Annotated in this window: 16 protein-coding genes; 12 read left to right on the top strand and 4 right to left on the bottom strand. The window is 68.4% G+C overall.

What is annotated here, in order from left to right:
• Positions 1-28: 28 nt before the first annotated feature.
• From ACIBK3_RS33105 to ACIBK3_RS33095, 3 genes are all read left to right on the top strand, one after another.
• Positions 29-724 (top strand): HAD family phosphatase, encoded by a 696-nt coding sequence (locus ACIBK3_RS33105; protein WP_030676467.1) that lies wholly within the window; start codon positions 29-31, stop codon positions 722-724.
• Between the two features lie 448 nt (positions 725-1,172).
• Positions 1,173-2,777, top strand: a complete 1,605-nt coding sequence (locus ACIBK3_RS33100; RefSeq protein WP_399371135.1) for an ABC transporter substrate-binding protein — start codon at positions 1,173-1,175, stop codon at positions 2,775-2,777.
• Between the two features lie 65 nt (positions 2,778-2,842).
• A complete protein-coding gene (locus ACIBK3_RS33095; RefSeq protein ID WP_399371134.1) occupies positions 2,843-4,420 on the top strand; it encodes an ABC transporter substrate-binding protein in 1,578 nt (525 codons plus the stop codon).
• A gap of 98 nt (positions 4,421-4,518) precedes the next feature.
• On the opposite strand, the gene ACIBK3_RS33090 is transcribed toward ACIBK3_RS33095, so the two are convergent.
• Both ACIBK3_RS33090 and ACIBK3_RS33085 read right to left on the bottom strand, forming a co-directional pair.
• Positions 4,519-5,193, bottom strand: a complete 675-nt coding sequence (locus ACIBK3_RS33090) for a response regulator transcription factor (protein ID WP_030932644.1) — start codon at positions 5,191-5,193, stop codon at positions 4,519-4,521.
• Between the two features lie 14 nt (positions 5,194-5,207).
• Positions 5,208-6,329 (bottom strand): RecB family exonuclease, encoded by a 1,122-nt coding sequence (locus ACIBK3_RS33085; RefSeq protein ID WP_399371133.1) that lies wholly within the window; start codon positions 6,327-6,329, stop codon positions 5,208-5,210.
• Positions 6,330-6,504: 175 nt separating this feature from the next.
• Here ACIBK3_RS33085 and ACIBK3_RS33080 point away from each other — a divergent pair, with 175 nt between their 5' ends.
• The 3 genes from ACIBK3_RS33080 (at position 6,505) to ACIBK3_RS33070 (ending at position 9,932) form a co-directional block, all read left to right on the top strand.
• On the top strand, positions 6,505-8,202 hold the full coding sequence (locus ACIBK3_RS33080; protein ID WP_399371132.1) for a site-2 protease family protein: 1,698 nt from the start codon (positions 6,505-6,507) through the stop codon (positions 8,200-8,202).
• 38 nt (positions 8,203-8,240) lie between these two features.
• Positions 8,241-9,143, top strand: coding sequence for a tRNA (adenine-N1)-methyltransferase (locus ACIBK3_RS33075; RefSeq protein ID WP_030672413.1), 903 nt, complete (start codon positions 8,241-8,243; stop codon positions 9,141-9,143).
• Between the two features lie 210 nt (positions 9,144-9,353).
• Positions 9,354-9,932, top strand: coding sequence for a hypothetical protein (locus ACIBK3_RS33070; RefSeq protein WP_399371131.1), 579 nt, complete (start codon positions 9,354-9,356; stop codon positions 9,930-9,932).
• Positions 9,933-9,989: 57 nt separating this feature from the next.
• Here the strand turns inward: ACIBK3_RS33070 and ACIBK3_RS33065 are convergent, their stop codons facing one another.
• Positions 9,990-10,295, bottom strand: a complete 306-nt coding sequence (locus ACIBK3_RS33065; protein WP_030932633.1) for a ferredoxin — start codon at positions 10,293-10,295, stop codon at positions 9,990-9,992.
• 243 nt (positions 10,296-10,538) lie between these two features.
• Here ACIBK3_RS33065 and arc point away from each other — a divergent pair, with 243 nt between their 5' ends.
• From arc to prcA, 6 genes are all read left to right on the top strand, one after another.
• Complete coding sequence (gene arc, locus ACIBK3_RS33060; RefSeq protein ID WP_399371130.1) at positions 10,539-12,305, top strand: proteasome ATPase; 1,767 nt, start codon at positions 10,539-10,541, stop codon at positions 12,303-12,305.
• Between the two features lie 234 nt (positions 12,306-12,539).
• On the top strand, positions 12,540-14,051 hold the full coding sequence (gene dop / locus ACIBK3_RS33055) for a depupylase/deamidase Dop (RefSeq protein ID WP_399371129.1): 1,512 nt from the start codon (positions 12,540-12,542) through the stop codon (positions 14,049-14,051).
• Positions 14,052-14,206: 155 nt separating this feature from the next.
• Entirely contained in the window at positions 14,207-14,422 is a 216-nt protein-coding gene (locus tag ACIBK3_RS33050) for a ubiquitin-like protein Pup (RefSeq protein ID WP_399371128.1), read from the top strand.
• A 52-nt stretch (positions 14,423-14,474) separates the two neighbouring features.
• Entirely contained in the window at positions 14,475-15,080 is a 606-nt protein-coding gene (locus ACIBK3_RS33045; RefSeq protein WP_399371353.1) for an endonuclease VII domain-containing protein, read from the top strand.
• Positions 15,032-15,877 carry a proteasome subunit beta gene (prcB, locus tag ACIBK3_RS33040; protein WP_399371127.1) on the top strand — a complete coding sequence of 282 codons (846 nt, stop codon included), beginning with the start codon at positions 15,032-15,034 and terminating at the stop codon, positions 15,875-15,877. The genes ACIBK3_RS33045 and prcB overlap by 49 nt, the downstream gene beginning before the upstream one ends.
• Positions 15,878-15,948: 71 nt before the next feature.
• Positions 15,949-16,704: a proteasome subunit alpha gene (prcA, locus tag ACIBK3_RS33035; protein ID WP_399371126.1), complete on the top strand. Its 756-nt coding sequence runs from the start codon at positions 15,949-15,951 to the stop codon at positions 16,702-16,704.
• A 57-nt stretch (positions 16,705-16,761) separates the two neighbouring features.
• Here prcA and ACIBK3_RS33030 read toward each other — a convergent pair whose 3' ends face one another.
• A complete protein-coding gene (locus ACIBK3_RS33030) occupies positions 16,762-17,778 on the bottom strand; it encodes a LacI family DNA-binding transcriptional regulator (protein WP_399371125.1) in 1,017 nt (338 codons plus the stop codon).
• Positions 17,779-17,890 lie beyond the last annotated feature (112 nt).

The raw sequence follows: 17,890 nt of genomic DNA, 5'->3' as shown, positions 1-17,890 counted from the left end.
CTGGTCGTCCCTCAAAGGAGGTACGTGGATGACCAGCACGGTTCCCGCACCAGTAACCCGTACGGCCGAAGGCTCCGCCCTGCAGGCGGTGCTCCTCGACATGGACGGCACCCTGGTGGACACCGAGGGCTTCTGGTGGGACGTCGAGGCCGAGGTGTTCGCCCGCCTCGGGCACACCCTGGACGACTCCTGGCGCCATGTCGTGGTCGGCGGCCCCATGACCCGCAGCGCGGGCTTCCTCATCGAGGCCACCGGCGCCGACATCACCCTCGCCGAGCTCACGGTGCTGCTCAACCAGGGCTTCGAGGAGCGTATCGACCGCGCGTTGCCGCTGATGCCCGGAGCCGCCCGGCTGCTGGCCGAACTGGCCGCGCACGAGATCCCCACGGCGCTGGTCTCCGCCTCGCACCGGCGCATCATCGACCGGGTGCTCGGCTCGCTCGGCCCCCAGTACTTCGCACTCACCGTCGCCGGCGACGAGGTGAGCCGCACCAAGCCGCACCCCGACCCGTATCTGTTCGCCGCCGCCGGACTCGGCGTGGACCCGGTCCGCTGCGCGGTCGTCGAGGACACCGCGACCGGCGTCGCCGCGGCCGAGGCGGCCGGCTGCCATGTCGTGGCCGTGCCTTCCGTGGCGCCCATCACCCCCGCAGACCGGCGCACCGTCGTGACCTCGCTCGAAGAGGTGGACCTGGCATTTCTGCGCGGTCTGATCACGCTCTGACGGGGCGTTGATGACGGAAATACGCCGCGCGTTCACCCAGCGTGCGGTGCCGATAGGGCGGGAATTCCACGAGGCGTGTGCGAAGGAATTCGAACCGGCCCGGACGCCCGGAATTCGGGCGCTCTCCACACCGCCGGGTATGTGACGTTCCCCACGCCATGAGGGCTCGACAGGGTGGTACGGGTGTGTGTGCTGCCCCCTTTGCGGGGGCGCAGGTGGGTCTTTGTGTCCCGATTGGGGAGACCCTGCACGAATCCTTCCCCCCTCGGGTTTCCGGTCCGTCCACACCTGGTTCCGCTGCGTGATGGGCCCTCAACTCCGGTCGTCGCGAACCCTCCTGCCGGCGCGGACTAATCTCCTAGCGAGAACATCACCCTTACCCCGTGATCCGCATCGACACCCCTGCATGCCGGGTACACGGACTCGACAGCTCTGGAGAACTTCGAGCATGAACCGCAAGACTTTGGTGCTGCCGGCCGTGATCGGCCTGCTCGCTCCGGTACTCGCAGCCTGCGGCGGGTCCGACAGCGGGAGCGACAGCGGCGACGCGATCGTCGTTGGCACCACGGACCGGTTCACCGCCACGAAGAAGGCCCCGGCGCCGCTCGACCCCGCCTTCGCCTACGACGTCGGCACCTGGAACATCCTGCGCCAGACGGTGCAGACCCTGATGATCATGCCGAAGGGCGACGGGACCCCGGTGCCCGAGGCCGCCGAGAAATGCGGCTTCACCGACAGCGGCAACGAGCGCTACGCCTGCACCCTGCGCGACGGCCTGAAGTTCGCCGGCGGCAAGGACATCACCGCCAAGGACGTGAAGTACTCCATCGACCGTGCGATGGCGCTGAAGGCCGACAGCGGTGTCTTCGCCCTGCTGTCCACCATCGACACCGTCGAGACCCAGGGCGACCGCGAGGTGATCTTCCACCTCAAGACGGCCGACGCCACCTTCCCGTTCAAGCTGTCGACCCCGGTCGCGGGCATCGTCAACCCCGACGACTACGCCAAGGACAAACTGCGCGACGGCTTCGACGTGGACGGCTCCGGCCCGTACACCCTGCAGGCCGACGTCAAGAACGACGCGCTCGACAGCGTGGTGTTCACCAAGAACCCCAACTACAAGGGGACGCTGAAGGTGAACAACGACAAGGTCGAGATGCGCTCCTTCGAGGACGCGGACACCATGGGTACCGCGCTCGACAAGGGCGACATCGACGTCATGACCCGCACCATGTCCCCGGAACAGATCGACAAGCTCGCAGGCGCCTCGGGCGGCAACGTCGACCTCGTCGAACTGCCCGGCCTGGAGATCCGCTACCTGGGCTTCAACACCGCCGCGCCGACCGTGAAGACCAAGGCGGTCCGTGAGGCGATGGCCCAGGTCATCAACCGCAGCGAACTCGTCAGCAAGGTCTACGGATCGCAGGCCGAGCCGCTGTACTCGATGGTCCCGGCCAGCATCACCGGCCACTCCAACTCGTTCTTCAACACCTACGGCGACCCGAGCACCGCCAAGGCCAAGTCGGCGCTGACCAGGGCGAACATCTCCACCCCGGTCAAGCTGACCCTGCACTACACGACCGACCACTACGGTCCGGCCACCAAGCAGGAGTTCGAGGTACTGCAGAAGCAGCTCAACGACACCGGCCTGTTCGACGTCAGCGTCAAGGGCGAGCCCTGGGACACCTTCCGCCCCGCCGAGCAGGAGGGCGCGTACGACGTCTACGGCATGGGCTGGTTCCCGGACTTCCCGGACGCCGACAACTACCTGGCGCCGTTCCTCGACAAGGACAACACCATCGGCTCGCCCTACGCGAACAGCCAGATCCGCAACACGCTGATCCCGGAGTCCCGCCGCGAGTCGGACCGGCTCGCCGCCGCCGCCAGCCTGACGGACATTCAGGACATCGTCGCCCAGGACGTTCCCGTCCTCCCGCTGTGGCAGGGCAAGCAGTACGTCGCCGCACGCGACGACATCACGGGCACCGCGTACGCGCTGAACTCCTCCTCGACCCTTCAGCTGTGGGAGCTCGGCCGCGGCGTCCGCGGCTGACACCGAGCACCCCGCCGGGGCCCGGGAGGGCGGCTCCGGGCCCCAACACAACGACAAGGCATTACGTGAACCTGCGCAACCAGTGGCCGGTCCTGCCCATCGTGGCGGGGCTGGCCTCCGGCCTGTTGACCGCCTGCGGAACCCAGACCGGGGCATCGGGGGACAGCGGCTCCTCCGTGGTCATGGGAATGTCCGACGACGTCCTGGCCACCGACCCCGCCTCCGGCTACGACCCCGGCTCCTGGATGCTGTTCAACAACGTCTTCCAGTCGCTGCTCAGCTTCCCCAAGGGCAGCACCGAACCACAGCCCGAGGCCGCCCGGAACTGCGCCTTCACGGACACCGAGACCAAGGTCTACACCTGCACGCTGAAGGACGGCCTGAAGTTCAGCAACGGTGACGCGCTCACCTCGAAGGACGTCACGTTCTCCTTCGACCGCATGCTGAAGATCAACGACGACGCCGGGCCCGCGATCATGTTCCCCATGCTCCAGAAGGTCGAAGCACCGGACGAGAAGACCGTGGTGTTCCACCTCAACACCCCCGACGCCACCTTCCCCAGCAAGCTCGCCTCAGGCGCCGGCTCCATCGTCGACCACACCCAGTACGACGCCGACGGGCTGCGCGAGGACGGCGAGGCGGTCGGCTCCGGCCCCTACAAGCTGGACTCCTTCAGCGACGACCAGGCCGTCTTCTCGGTCAACGAGAACTACCAGGGCACTGCCGACGTCAAGAACTCCGGTGTGACGCTGAAGTTCTTCCACGGCGACCAGCCCGCCCTCAAGCAGGCCCTGCTCGACCACAAGGTCGACATCGCCTACCGAGGACTCGCCGCCGGCGACATCGCGGAGATCGAACAAGGCGAAGACTCCGACGTCGAAGTCGTCGAGGGCAGCAGCGCCGAGGTCCAGCACCTGGTCTTCAACATGGACGACCCGGTCGCCGGCCGGCTCGGCGTGCGCAAGGCCATGGCCTACCTGATCGACCGCGACGCCCTCATCAACGACGTCTACCAGGGCACGGCCACCCCGCTGTACTCGATCATCCCGGCCGGAATCACCGGCCACAACACGGCCTTCTTCGACACCTACGGCGCCCGCCCCTCCAAGGCCAGGGCCGCCGCCGCGCTGGCCGCCGACGGCATCAGCGGCAAGGTGAAGCTGACCCTGTGGTCCACCCCGTCCCGCTATGGCCCGGCCACCGACGCCCTGCTGAAGGCCATCGCCGCCGAGCTCAACGCCAGCGGCCTGTTCGACGCAGACATGCGGTCCGTGGCCTTCGACGAGTACGAGAAGAACATCGCGGCCGGCACCTACGGCGTCTACGTGAAGGGCTGGGTCCCCGACTACCCGGACGCCGACAACTTCACGGCCCCCTTCTTCGGCAAGGGCAACGTGCTCGACAACCACTACCGCAACAGCACGATCACCGGCACGCTCATCCCGAGGACCGCCGCCCAGACCGACCGCGCCGCGACCGAGTCCGACTACGGCAAACTCCAGGACCTCGTCGCCGACGACCTCCCCGTCCTCCCGCTCTGGCAGGCCAAGCAGTACGCCGTCACCCGCGAGGGCGTCTACGGCCTGGAGTACTGCCTCGACGCCTCAACCGTCTTCCGCTTCTGGGAACTCAGCAAGAGCTGACACGCTTGACGGAACCCGCCCCGCGGGAAGACGTTCCCGCGGGGAACCCGCCCCGCGGGAAGAAGCCCGCGGGAACCCGCTTCGAAGGCACGTACCGCCTACTGCTGGGCCCCAGGCCGCACCAGACCGCTCTCGTACGCGTACACCGCGGCCTGCACCCGGTCGCGCAGCCCCAGCTTCGTCAGGACATGGCCGACATGCGTCTTGACCGTCGTCTCACTCACGAACAGGTCCGCGGCGATCTCCGCGTTGGACAGCCCGCGCGCCACCAGCTTCAGCACCTCGACCTCACGGTCCGTGAGCGTGTGCAGGGTGTCCGGCACCGGCTCGTCGCCGGAGGGCAGATGGGTGGCGTACTTGTCGAGCAGCCGCCGCGTGATGCTCGGCGCCAGCATCGCCTCACCCGCCGCCACCACACGGATGGCCTGCACCAGCTCATTGGCCGGGGCGTCCTTCAGCAGAAAGCCGCTGGCACCCGCCCGCAGGGCCTCCACCACGTACTCGTCGAGGTCGAAGGTGGTCAGCACCAGCACCTTGGCCGGGCCGTCCCGCCCCGGCCCGGTGATCTGCCGGGTCGCCTCCACACCGTCCATCCGCGGCATACGGATGTCCATCAGGACCACATCGGGCTGCAGAGCCCGCACCTGGTCCAGAGCCTGGAGGCCGTCTCCGGCCTCGCCGACGACCGCGAGGTCCTGCTCGGCCTCCAGGATCATCCGGAAGCCGGTGCGCAGCAACGGCTGGTCATCGACCAGTAGGACGCGGATGGCCACGTAAGTCTCCTTCGCTAGTCCGGCCCCATTCTGCCCTGCGGGCCACCGCCGGACTCCGGCGCCCTCACCGGCAGCGGATAGGGCGGGGGAGTACCGCCGAACTCCGGACAGTGCGCCTGGTGATCGCACCAGCCGCACAGCTTGGTCGGACGCGGCCGCCACTCACCGGTCCGCGTGGCCTCGCGGATCGCCTCCCACAGCGCGTGCAGCTTGCGCTCGACCCGCTCCAGGTCGGCCACCACGGGGTCGTACGTCAGAACATCGCCGCTGCCGAGATAGACGAGCTGCAGCCGGCGCGGGACGACGTTCTTCAGCCGCCACACCACCAGGGCGTAGAACTTCATCTGGAACAGGGCACCCTCGGCGTACTCCGGCCGGGGCGCCTTGCCCGTCTTGTAGTCGACGATCCGCACCTCGCCGGTGGGCGCCACATCGACCCGGTCGATGATCCCGCGCAGCTTCAGCCCCGAGTCCAGCACCGTCTCGACGAACAACTCGCGCTCGACCGGCTCGAGCCGGGTCGGGTCCTCCAGCGTGAACCAGCGCTCCACCAGCTGCTCCGCCTCACCGAGCCAGCGCGCCATCCGCTCGCCCTCAGGATCGTCGGCGAACAGCTCGACGACCTCCGGCCGGGTCTCCCGCAGCCGGTCCCACTGTCCGGGGATCAGCGACTTGGCACGGGGAGCGGTCCGCTCCGCGGCCGGGGCGTCGAAGAGCCGCTCCAGGACCGCGTGCACCAGCGTGCCGCGCGTCGCCGCCTCGCTCGGCTTCTCGGGCAGCCGGTCGATCACCCGGAACCGGTACAGCAGGGGGCACTGCATGAAGTCACCCGCCCGGGAGGGGGACAGCGAGGCCGGGGCTATGGCCGTGTGACCGGTCGGACCCGCCGGACCGGCCGTGATCACCTCGTCGGCCGGCGCTGCAGTCGCAGCTGCGGCCTCAGCGGTAGTCGTAGCCGTCACCGCGGCACCGGCTGCCGCGACCGCCGTCGCCGTGTCCACTGCCATGGCCGTGGCCGTGGCCGTCGCGGCCGTGACCGTCGTGTTCGCGGCCGCCGATTCCGCCGCGACCGGCGGATCCCCCTGCGCGGTCCCTTCGCCGGCGGCCCCCGCGGCGTCCTCCGTGCTCGTCTCCATGACCACAGACCATACGGCCCGCCACTGACAGTGACCCAGCCACCGTCATGACCCGCGCGACGACCAGGGAAACACGGGGGGTGCCGGGGCGGAACGCGTCGCGACGGCCGCATACCATCGACCCGAGACCCTCCCGTCCGGCAGGCGCGGGAGACGCTTCGAACGAGGGGACACCGTGGACGAGAGCAGCGGGAGCGGGCAGCCGCGGTCCGGCGACGACCAGCCGACCGAGCGCCCCGCAACACCTGCGACCCCGGCCACCGGCCCCGCACGCCCCGGCCGGCCCCGACGGGCCACCGACACCGACACTGACGAGACCCCACCGGCCGACGAACCCACCATGGTCGTACGCCGCCTGGACGCCCCGCCCCAGACCCCGGACGACGCCACCGCCGTCGGCGACGAGACCACGGCAGGCGAGAGTCCCGGTCACTCCGCGGAAGAGTCCCCCGAGGACGAGACCCCCCGGGACAAGCCCGCCGAAGACCGGCCCCACACGGACCAGGCCGCCGGTGACCAGGCCGCCAGTGGCCAGGCCCCCAAGGACCAGCAGGCCATGCCTGCCGCACACGACACCGAGCACCCCACCACCCCTCAGCACGCCGCCGACCATCACCGGACCGAAGCGCACACCGGCAGCCCGGAGCACACCCACCCCGTCGGCGACCGGCCCCTCGCCCACGCCGGCTCCACCAAGAGCCGTCCTCCCCGGCGCGAACGAGGCCCCGGCGGCGGACTGCTGATGGGGCGGCCCTTCGGCGTGCCCGTGTACGTCGCGCCCAGCTGGTTCCTCGTCGCCGCCCTCATCACCTGGGTGTTCGGCGGCCAGCTCGACCGGGTGCTGCCCGAACTCGGCGCCGCCCGCTACCTGGTCTCCCTCTTCTTCGCCGTCGCCTTCTACGCCTCCGTACTCGTCCACGAACTGGCCCACACCGTCGCCGCCCTCCGCTTCAAGCTCCCCGTCCGCCGTATCCAGCTCCAGTTCTTCGGCGGTGTCTCCGAGATCGAGAAGGAGGCCGAGACCCCCGGCCGGGAGTTCTGGCTCGCCTTCGTCGGCCCGCTGCTCTCCCTCGCCCTCTCCGGCCTCTTCTACCTCGCCCTGCAGCCCGTCGAGCCCGACACGGTCCCCGGCGTACTCCTGGCCGGCCTGATGGTCTCCAACCTGATCGTCGCCGCCTTCAACCTCCTGCCCGGCCTGCCCCTCGACGGCGGCCGAATGCTGCGCGCCGTCGTCTGGAAGATCACCGGCAAGCCCATGACCGGCACCATCGCCGCCGCCTGGATCGGCCGCGCCCTCGCCGTCTCCGTCCTCATCGGCCTCCCCCTGCTCACCCAGTCCGGCGCACTCGGCTCCAACGCCGAGGACAGCGTCGGCATGGACACCGTGATGGACGCCCTGCTCGCCGCCATCCTCGCCGCCATCATCTGGACCGGCGCCGGCAACAGCCTCCGCATGGCCCGCCTGCGCGAACACCTGCCCGAACTGCGCGCCCGCACCCTCACCCGCCGCGCCGTCCCCGTCGAGACCCACACCCCCCTCTCCGAAGCCCTGCGCCGCGCCAACGCCGCCGGAGCCCGCGCCCTCGTCGTCGTCGACACCGACGGCCACCCCCTCTCCCTCGTCCGCGAGGCCGCCATCGTCGGCGTACCGGAACACCGCCGCCCCTGGGTCGCCGTCAGCGGCCTCGCCCAGGACCTCACCGACGGCATGCGCGTCTCCGCGGAACTGGCCGGCGAAGACCTCCTCGACGCCCTGCGCGCCACCCCCGCCACCGAATACCTCGTCGTCGAGGAGACCGGCGAGATCTACGGCGTCCTGTCCGCGGCCGACGTCGAGCGCGCCTTCGTCAAGGCGATGGCCAGGCCCTCCTAGTGGTCCAAGGCCCCCGCCGGGACCGGTAGGCTGTTCACATGTCCGAACCGACCGGTGCCGCCCGCAGGCGCGGGCCCTTCAAGGTCGGGGACCAGGTTCAGCTGACCGACCCCAAGGGCCGCCACTACACGTTCACACTCGAGGCCGGGAAGAACTTCCACACCCACAAGGGTTCCTTCCCCCACGACGAACTGATCGGCGCTCCCGAGGGCAGCGTTGTCCGCACCACCGGGAACGTCGCCTACCTCGCGCTGCGCCCCCTGCTCCCCGACTACGTCCTGTCCATGCCCCGCGGCGCCGCCGTGGTCTACCCCAAGGACGCGGGACAGATCCTCGCCTTCGCCGACATCTTCCCCGGCGCACGCGTCGTCGAGGCCGGCGTCGGCTCCGGCTCGCTCAGCAGCTTCCTGCTGCGCGCCATCGGCGACCAGGGCATGCTGCACAGCTACGAGCGCCGCGAGGACTTCGCCGACATCGCCCGGCAGAACGTCGAGCGCTACTTCGGCGGCCCCCACCCCGCCTGGCAGCTCACCGTCGGCGATCTCCAGGACAACCTGTCCGACACGGACGTCGACCGCGTCATCCTCGACATGCTCGCCCCCTGGGAATGCCTGGAAGCCGTCTCCAAGGCACTCGTCCCCGGCGGCATCCTCTGCTGCTACGTGGCGACCACCACCCAGCTCGCCCGCACCGTCGAGTCCATCCGCGAGATCGGCTCCTTCAACGAACCGACCTCCTGGGAATCGATGATCCGCAACTGGCACGTCGAGGGCCTCGCCGTCCGCCCCGACCACCGGATGATCGGCCACACCGGCTTCCTGCTCACCGCCCGCCGCCTCGCCGACGGAGTCGAGCCCCCCATGCGCCGCCGCCGCCCCGCCAAGGGCGCCTACGGCGAGGACTACACCGGCCCCAACGCCGACGGCGGCGCCGCCCGCTGAAGCGGCCCGGTGCCGCGACAACGCACGAACGCCGTGGCCCAGTTCCCACCGACCTCCGGGAACTGCGCCACGGCGTACGCGTGTTGACACCGCACCAAAGTCCGTAAGGCCCAAGGTCGGCGGAGTGCCGACCCCGCCGTTTCCCCCTCACTGTGACGTGTGGCACCATGCAGCCACCCCCACCGGCACAGCCCTCAGGAGACGCTCCTAGTGCAGCAACCCGCCGTCCCGGAACTGGCACACACCCACACTCGTCCCATCCACTGGGTCGCCACCGCGACAGCGGTCGCCGGCGTCGTGGCCCTCTCCTCGGTCCTGCAGCCCAACCCGGCGACGGCAGCCCAGGAAGCCGGCCCCCAGACCAAGAAGGACCCGGCCGTCACCGCACCCCCCGACCCCTCCCACGTCCACTTCCCGATCGAGTGCGGCCCCGCCAAGGCGATCGTGGCGAAGAAGGTCACCGGCGACCTCGACCAAGACGGCAGGCCGGAAACAGTCGCCGTCGTGCACTGCGACACAGCGATGGGAACCCCGCCCGACGGCGTCTACGTCCTCACCCGCTCCGCGGACACCGGCACGCCCCGCGTGGTGGCCACCCTCATCAACCCCAAGGACCGCCGGACCGTGACCGACTTCGCCCTCCGGGACGGAGCCGTCCTCGCCACAGTCCTCGGCTACTCCACCACCGACGTGCCCAGTTGCTGCCCCGACGTCAAGGACGACGCGAAGTGGCGATGGAAGAACGGCACGTTCGTCCGCTCGACACCCGCCGGCTCCCACACCGTCTGAAACGCGCCACCGCGCATGTGAGAAATCAGACAGCAGTCACAGCGAGCACCCGCACCGTCACTCGGCGTTCGGACCGTAGACCTCAGCCCTGTCCGAAACCCGACGCACGTGAATGCACTCCCCCGGACACTCCTTCGCCGAGTCGACAACATCCGTGAGAAGCGGCAGCGGAACGGGCGTTGTGGCACCCCTGTCCTGCAGCAGCTCGTCCTCCGCGCCCTTCACGTACGCCAGCCCATCGATGTCCAACTCGAACACCTCAGGCGCATACTGGACACAGATGCCGTCGCCGGTACAGAGATCCTGGTCGATCCAGACCTCCAGCGCCTCCGTGTCGGCCCCGGCCTCCTGCTGCACGCTCATATCTCCTGCCGTTTCTCGTCGAGCCGCACGGGAATCCGGCCAGCTCTGACGGGCGTTGAACACTTCGACCCTACCTCCGGCGGCTTCCCCGCCATGTTCAGTGGGTATTCCCCTGGCGTGAGGGAGAGCGCAAGGGTGAAGATCGGACACACCCCTACCGTCTTTGTGATCTAGGGGTTTCAATCGACACCCACCCAGGTAGGGTCTGGAAGCGTCCAGCTCCCCTTGGAGGAGGTGAGGACCGTGGCAGCCCACGACGACGACATGAACCGCGGCATCCGCCCGGGACGAGGGTCCGACGACCCCGCCGGGCAGATTGCCTACCTTGAGCAGGAGATCGCCGTCCTGCGACGCAAGCTCGCCGACTCTCCGCGACACACGAGGATTCTCGAAGAGCGGATCGTCGAGCTGCAGACCAACCTGGCCGGCGTGTCCGCCCAGAACGAGCGACTCGCCAACACGCTCCGTGAGGCCCGCGACCAGATCGTGGCCCTCAAGGAGGAAGTCGACCGGCTCGCACAGCCACCGGCCGGCTTCGGTGTCTTCCTCACGGCGAACGAGGACGGCACCGCCGACATCTTCACCGGCGGCCGCAAACTCCGGGTGAACGTCAGCCCCAGCGTGGAACTCGACGACCTCCGGCGCGGCCAGGAGGTGATGCTCAACGAAGCGCTCAACGTGGTCGAAGCCATGGAGTACGAGCGGGTCGGAGAGATCGTCACCCTCAAGGAAATCCTCGAGGACGGCGAGCGCGCCCTGGTACTCGGGCACACCGACGAGGAACGGGTGGTACGGCTCGCCGAGCCGCTGCTGGACGTCACCATCCGCGCCGGCGACGCCCTCCTGCTCGAACCCCGCTCCGGCTACGTCTACGAGGTCGTCCCCAAGAGCGAGGTCGAAGAACTCGTCCTCGAAGAGGTCCCGGACATCGGCTACGAGCAGATCGGCGGCCTCGGCGGCCAGATCGAAGCCATCCGCGACGCAGTCGAGCTCCCGTACCTCTACCCGGACCTGTTCAAGGAGCACGAACTGCGCCCACCCAAGGGCGTCCTCCTGTACGGACCACCCGGATGCGGCAAGACGCTCATCGCCAAGGCCGTCGCGAACTCGCTGGCCAAAAAGGTCGCCGAAGTCACCGGCCAGGCCGCCGGCAAGAGCTTCTTCCTCAACATCAAGGGCCCCGAACTGCTGAACAAGTACGTCGGCGAGACCGAGCGGCAGATCCGCCTCGTCTTCCAGCGTGCCCGTGAGAAAGCCAGCGAGGGCACCCCCGTCATCGTCTTCTTCGACGAGATGGAATCCCTCTTCCGCACCCGTGGCTCCGGCGTCAGCTCGGACGTGGAGAACACCATCGTCCCGCAGCTGCTCGCCGAGATCGACGGCGTGGAAGGCCTGCAGAACGTGGTCGTGATCGGCGCCTCCAACCGCGAGGACATGATCGACCCCGCCATCCTGCGCCCCGGCCGTCTCGACGTGAAGATCAAGATCGAGCGTCCCGACGCCGAAGCCGCAAAGGACATCTTCGGCAAGTACCTCACCGAACGCCTCCCCCTGCACGCCGACGACCTCGGCGAGCACGGCGGCAGCAAGGCCACAACCGTCCAGAGCATGATCCAGACGGCCGTGGAACACATGTACACAGAATCCGAGGAAAACCGCTTCCTGGAAGTCACCTACGCCAACGGCGACAAGGAAGTCCTCTACTTCAAGGACTTCAATTCCGGCGCCATGATCGAGAACATCGTGGGCCGCGCCAAGAAAATGGCGATCAAGGACTTCCTCGAACACAAACAGAAGGGCCTCAGGGTCTCCCACCTCCTCCAGGCCTGCGTGGACGAGTTCAAGGAGAACGAGGACCTCCCGAACACCACCAACCCGGACGACTGGGCCCGCATCTCCGGCAAGAAGGGCGAACGGATCGTCTACATCCGCACGCTCATCACCGGAAAGCAGGGTGCGGACACCGGACGCTCCATCGACACGGTGGCAAACACCGGGCAGTACCTGTAAAACACAGGGCGGCTGCGGGTGCCCACACCGGGTACCCGCAGCCGACTGTTTTCCAGGCCACGGCTGGAGCAAGGCAATGACGCAAATGATCTCCCCGCCGGCGCAGAGGCGTTCTAGGCTCTTCCATACCGCCGAGTCGCGCAGTGCGGGGACGGGCACCGCACACGCACCGGAGCGCCAGCGGTACTTGAGCGGCGCCCCCGACCGAGGGCGCCGCCGGGCAAGGAGGGCCGCATGACCGTACGGCGAGTAATGGGCATCGAGACGGAGTACGGGATCTCCGTCCCCGGCCACCCCAACGCCAATGCCATGCTCACCTCATCCCAGATCGTCAACGCCTACGCGGCGGCGATGCACCGGGCCCGCCGGGCCCGCTGGGACTTCGAGGAGGAGAACCCGCTGCGCGACGCGCGAGGCTTCGACCTCGCCCGCGAGGCCGCCGACTCCAGCCAGCTCACCGACGAGGACATCGGCCTCGCCAACGTCATCCTCACCAACGGCGCACGGCTCTACGTCGACCACGCACACCCCGAATACAGCGCCCCCGAAGTCACCAACCCACGCGACGCCGTCCTCTGGGACAAGGCCGGCGAACGCATCATGGCAGAAGCCGCCGAACGCGCCGGCCAGCTCCCCGGCGCCCAGCCGATCCACCTCTACAAGAACAACACCGACAACAAAGGCGCCTCCTACGGCACCCACGAGAACTACCTGATGAAGCGGGAAACCCCCTTCTCGGACATCGTGCGCCACCTCACGCCCTTCTTCGTCTCCCGCCAGGTCTTCGCCGGAGCGGGCCGCGTCGGCATCGGCCAGGACGGACACGAACACGGCTTCCAGCTCAGCCAGCGCGCCGACTACTTCGAGGTCGAGGTCGGCCTCGAAACCACACTCAAACGCCCCATCATCAACACTCGCGACGAACCCCACGCCGACGCCGAGAAATACCGCCGCCTGCACGTCATCATCGGCGACGCGAACCTCTCGGAGATCTCCACCTACCTCAAACTGGGCACGACGGCGCTCGTCCTGTCCATGATCGAGGACGGCTTCATCGCCGTCGACCTCGCCGTGGACCAGCCCGTCCGCACCCTCCACCAGGTCTCCCACGACCCGACCCTCAAGCGCCTGGTCACCCTCCGCAGCGGCCGCACACTCACCGCAGTCCAACTCCAGATGGAGTACTTCGAGCTCTCCCGCAAATACGTCGAGGAACGGTACGGCGCCGACGCCGACGACCAGACCAAGGACGTCCTCGCACGCTGGGAGGACACCCTCAACCGCCTCGAACACGACCCGATGAGCCTGGCCGGCGAACTCGACTGGGTCGCCAAACGAGAACTCATGGAGGGCTACCGACGCCGCGACAACCTCGACTGGGACGCACCCCGGCTGCACCTCGTCGACCTCCAGTACGCCGACGTACGCCCCGAGAAGGGCCTCTACAACCGACTGGCGGCCCGCGGACGCATCAAGCGCCTCCTGGACGACAGCGAGGTCGAGCGGGCCCGCACGAAGCCCCCGGAGGACACCCGCGCCTACTTCCGAGGCCGCTGCCTGGAGCAGTACGCCGACGACGTCGCGGCCGCCTCCTGGGACTCCGTGATCTTCGACCTCCCGGGCAGGGACTCGCTCCAGCGCGTCCCAACCCTGGAACCACTTCGCGGAACGCGTAATCACGTCAAGGAGCTCCTTGACCGCTGCCGGACGGCCGAAGACCTGGTCAGGGTACTGTCCGGCCACTGAGGGGTACCCGGGGCCGACTCGGCCCCACAGGGTGGAAAGGTCCGCGTCCGGGAATCATCGAGATGGTCCCCGGACGTTGACGGAACAGCGGGGCCAATGTCGGACCCTGCTTGTAGGGTCTGATCAAGAACGTCGAACCGAGCGGGGTGAGGGTTATGGCGACCAAGGACACCGGCGGCGGACAGCAGAAGGCGACGCGCAACACCGAGGAGGTCGAGGAGGCGCCCGAGGCACAGGGATCCGAAGACCTCAAGGAGCGCCAGGAGAAGCTGAGCGACGACGTGGACTCCGTCCTGGACGAAATCGACGACGTACTAGAGGAAAATGCCGAGGATTTCGTTCGAAGCTTCGTGCAAAAAGGTGGACAGTAGGCGGTCGTTCGGCCATTTCTCCTTCGAATCGAAGGAAGCGGGGGATTTGGGGGTGGCTGGAGAACCGCACGCGAAGCGGTGTACGGGCTGCAAGAAGGACTTGCCCGTCGCCGCGTTCGCACGGGACAAGAACCGGAGCGATGGTCTCCAGGTGCGGTGTCGGGAGTGCGTGGCGGAATACAGCGCCGCACACTACCGGCGCCGCCGGGAGGCCATGGGTAAGCCGGTCCGCGAGAAGGTGGACGTTCCGGCAGGGCACAAGCTCTGCCGGACCTGCGGCGAAGTGAAGCCTCACAGCGAGTGGCATCGCAACGCGACCGCTTCGGACGGCCTGTCGACGCGCTGCAAGGCGTGTCGGGCCATCCAAGGGCGCGAGGGGCATCTGAAGCGCCAGTACGGGCTCACCGAAGCCGAGCGTGACGAGTTGATCGCCTCTCAAGCGGGCGTCTGCTGCATATGTTTGGCGGCTCCGGCCGCACATGTGGATCACTGCCACAAGACGGGTAGGGTCCGGGGCGTACTGTGCTTCAGCTGCAACGCCGCACTGGGGCAGTTCAAGGATCGGCCCGATGCCATAAGGCGGGCTGCTGCTTACGTGGAAGGAATCGCGTGGAAGCCAACACTCGTAGCACCGGGCGTCTACCAGCTGCCTTCCTGACGCCTGGGTCCTCGTCCTTCATGGACTTCCTGTCCGAGCACCAGCCGGAGATCCTGCCGGGCAACCGGCAGCTCCCGCCCACGCAGGGTGTGATCGAGGCGCCGCACGGGACCACGATCGTGGCCGTCACCTTCCCCGGCGGGGTGGTGCTCGCCGGTGACCGGCGGGCCACGATGGGCAATGTCATCGCGCAGCGGGACATCGAGAAGGTGTTCCCGGCCGACGAGTACTCGGCGGTCGGTATCGCCGGCACGGCCGGTCTCGCGGTGGAGATGGTCAAGCTGTTCCAGCTGGAGCTGGAGCATTTCGAGAAGGTCGAGGGGGCGCAGCTCTCGCTGGAGGGCAAGGCGAACCGCCTGTCGACCATGATCCGTTCCAACCTGGGCATGGCCATGCAGGGTTTGGCCGTGGTGCCGCTGTTCGCGGGGTATGACGTGGACCGGGAGAGGGGTCGCATCTTCTCCTACGACGTCACCGGTGGCCGCTCCGAGGAGCACAATTTCGCCGCGACCGGCTCGGGGTCGATCTTCGCGCGTGGTGCGATGAAGAAGCTGTTCCGTAATGACTTGAGTGAGGCCGATGCCACGATGCTCGTGGTGCAGGCTCTGTATGACGCGGCTGACGACGACTCGGCGACCGGTGGTCCCGATGTCGCTCGCCGGATCTACCCGATCGTCACGGTGATCACCGAGGACGGTTTCCGTCGGATCTCCGATGATGAGTCCTCGGAGATCGCCCGCTCGATCCTGGAGCGGCGTCTGGAGCAGCCGGACGGTCCGCGGGCCGCGCTGCTGTAGTCGGCTGCCCGGTTGTTTTCAAGGTGATCCAGGGATTTCGACGGTACTCAGAAGAGAGGGACGGATAACCGGTGTCGACGCCGTTCTATGTCTCACCCCAGCAGGCCATGGCCGACCGGGCGGAGTACGCCCGTAAGGGCATCGCCCGTGGTCGCAGCCTGGTCGTGTTGCAGTATGCCGACGGCATCGTGTTCGTCGGCGAGAACCCGTCCCGTGCGCTGCACAAGTTCAGCGAGATCTATGACCGGATCGGCTTCGCGGCTGCCGGTAAGTACAACGAGTACGAGAATCTGCGGATCGGTGGTGTGCGCTACGCCGATCTGCGGGGTTACACCTATGACCGTGATGACGTGACCGCTCGTGGTCTCGCCAATGTCTACGCCCAGACGCTGGGCACGATCTTCTCGAGTGCGGCTGAGAAGCCGTACGAGGTGGAGCTGGTCGTCGCCGAGGTGGGGGAGACGCCGGAGGGTGACCAGATCTATCGGTTGCCGCATGACGGTTCGATCGTGGATGAGCACGGTTCGGTCGCGGTCGGTGGCAACGCCGAGACGATCAGCAGTTATCTGGACCAGCGTCACCAGGACGGCATGAGTCTTGCCGAGGCGCTGAAGCTGGCTGTGCAGGCGTTGTCCCGTGACACCAACGGGAGTGAGCGGGAGATTCCGTCGGAGCGTCTGGAGGTGGCGGTGCTGGACCGTACGCGTCCGCAGAAGCGCAAGTTCAAGCGGATTGTGGGCCGTCAGCTGGGTCGGCTGCTGGAGGTCGGTGGGGCGAGTACCGAGGCGGAGAGCTCCGATGAGGCGGAGGGTTCCGAAGAGGAGTAGTCCCGTTCTCTTTCCTGATGTGCCCCGGCCGACGGTTCGGCCGGGGCACAGGTGTGTTCAGGAGGCCCTGGGTGGTGCTGTGGAGCCTCGTACGACCAGTTGGACGGGGATGTCTCCGGCGTCGGGTGTTCGGCCCTCCAGGACGGCCAGGAGGGCGCGCATGCCGTGTTCGCCGAAGAGTTCGGCGTCCAGGCGTACGGTCGTCAGTTCGGGGTCGATGGCGGTGGCGAGGGCGAGGTCGTCGAGGCCGGTGACGGAGATGTCGTCGGGGATGCGCAGGCCGAGGCGTCGTATGGCTTTGTAGGCGCCGGCGGCGAGTTTGTCGTCGTCGCAGACCAGGGCGGTGGGCCGGGGGCCGGGGGCGGAGAGCGCGGCTTCGGCTGCGCTCTGTGCGTCCTCGATGGAGATGGGGGCGTGTGTGGTGCGGACGGTGGTGCCGGGCACTGCGCGAACGCGGGTGGCGAGCTCGCGTGCGCGGACGTCGAAGGTCCAGGACGGTACGTCCGCCGCGAGGTGCAGGAAGTGGCGGTGTCCGAGGCTCAGGAGGTGTTCGGCGACCTGGCGTACGCCGTCGGCGATGTCGAGGTTGACGGTGGCCGCGCCGAGGCTTCCGGACGGGTCGCTGTCCAGCATGACCAGGGGCAGCTGGTCGCCGCGGATGGCGGTGAGGGCGTCGGCGGCCATGGAGGAGGCGATGACGCCGTCGAGGGCGGCCTGGGCGGAGGCGAAGGGGTCGCGGGCGGGGCCGACGCCTTCGGGGGAGGGGTAGAGGACGACTCCGAAGCCGTGTTCGGCGGCGACTCGGGCGGCGCCGGTGTAGACGCCGGCGAAGAACTCGGTGGTCAGGGCGGGGACGACGAGGAGGACGGTACGGGTGTGGCCCAGACGGAGGTTGCGGGCTGCCAGGTTGGGGCGGTAGCCGAGTTCGCGGGCGGCGTTGCGGACGCGTTCGGCGGTGGTTTGGGAGACCCGGCCGCGCCATTTGTCGCCGAGGACGAGGGAGACGGCGGCCTGGGAGACGCCGGCGGCTTGGGCGACGTCGCGGCTGGTGGGTCGGGTGCTGCCTCGGGCCACCGGTTGCCTGCGCTTTCGTGTGGACGCGTGAACTGCGCACATGGTACGTATGACGGAGGGCGTTATACGTAACACCTCGCGTGTCACCGGCGCACCGGGCGAGTGAAGGGCG

The sequence above is a fragment of the Streptomyces sp. NPDC050287 genome (genome assembly GCF_044459385.1).
GTDB lineage: Bacteria > Actinomycetota > Actinomycetes > Streptomycetales > Streptomycetaceae > Streptomyces.
This window is presented reverse-complemented; position numbering and strand designations above follow the sequence as displayed.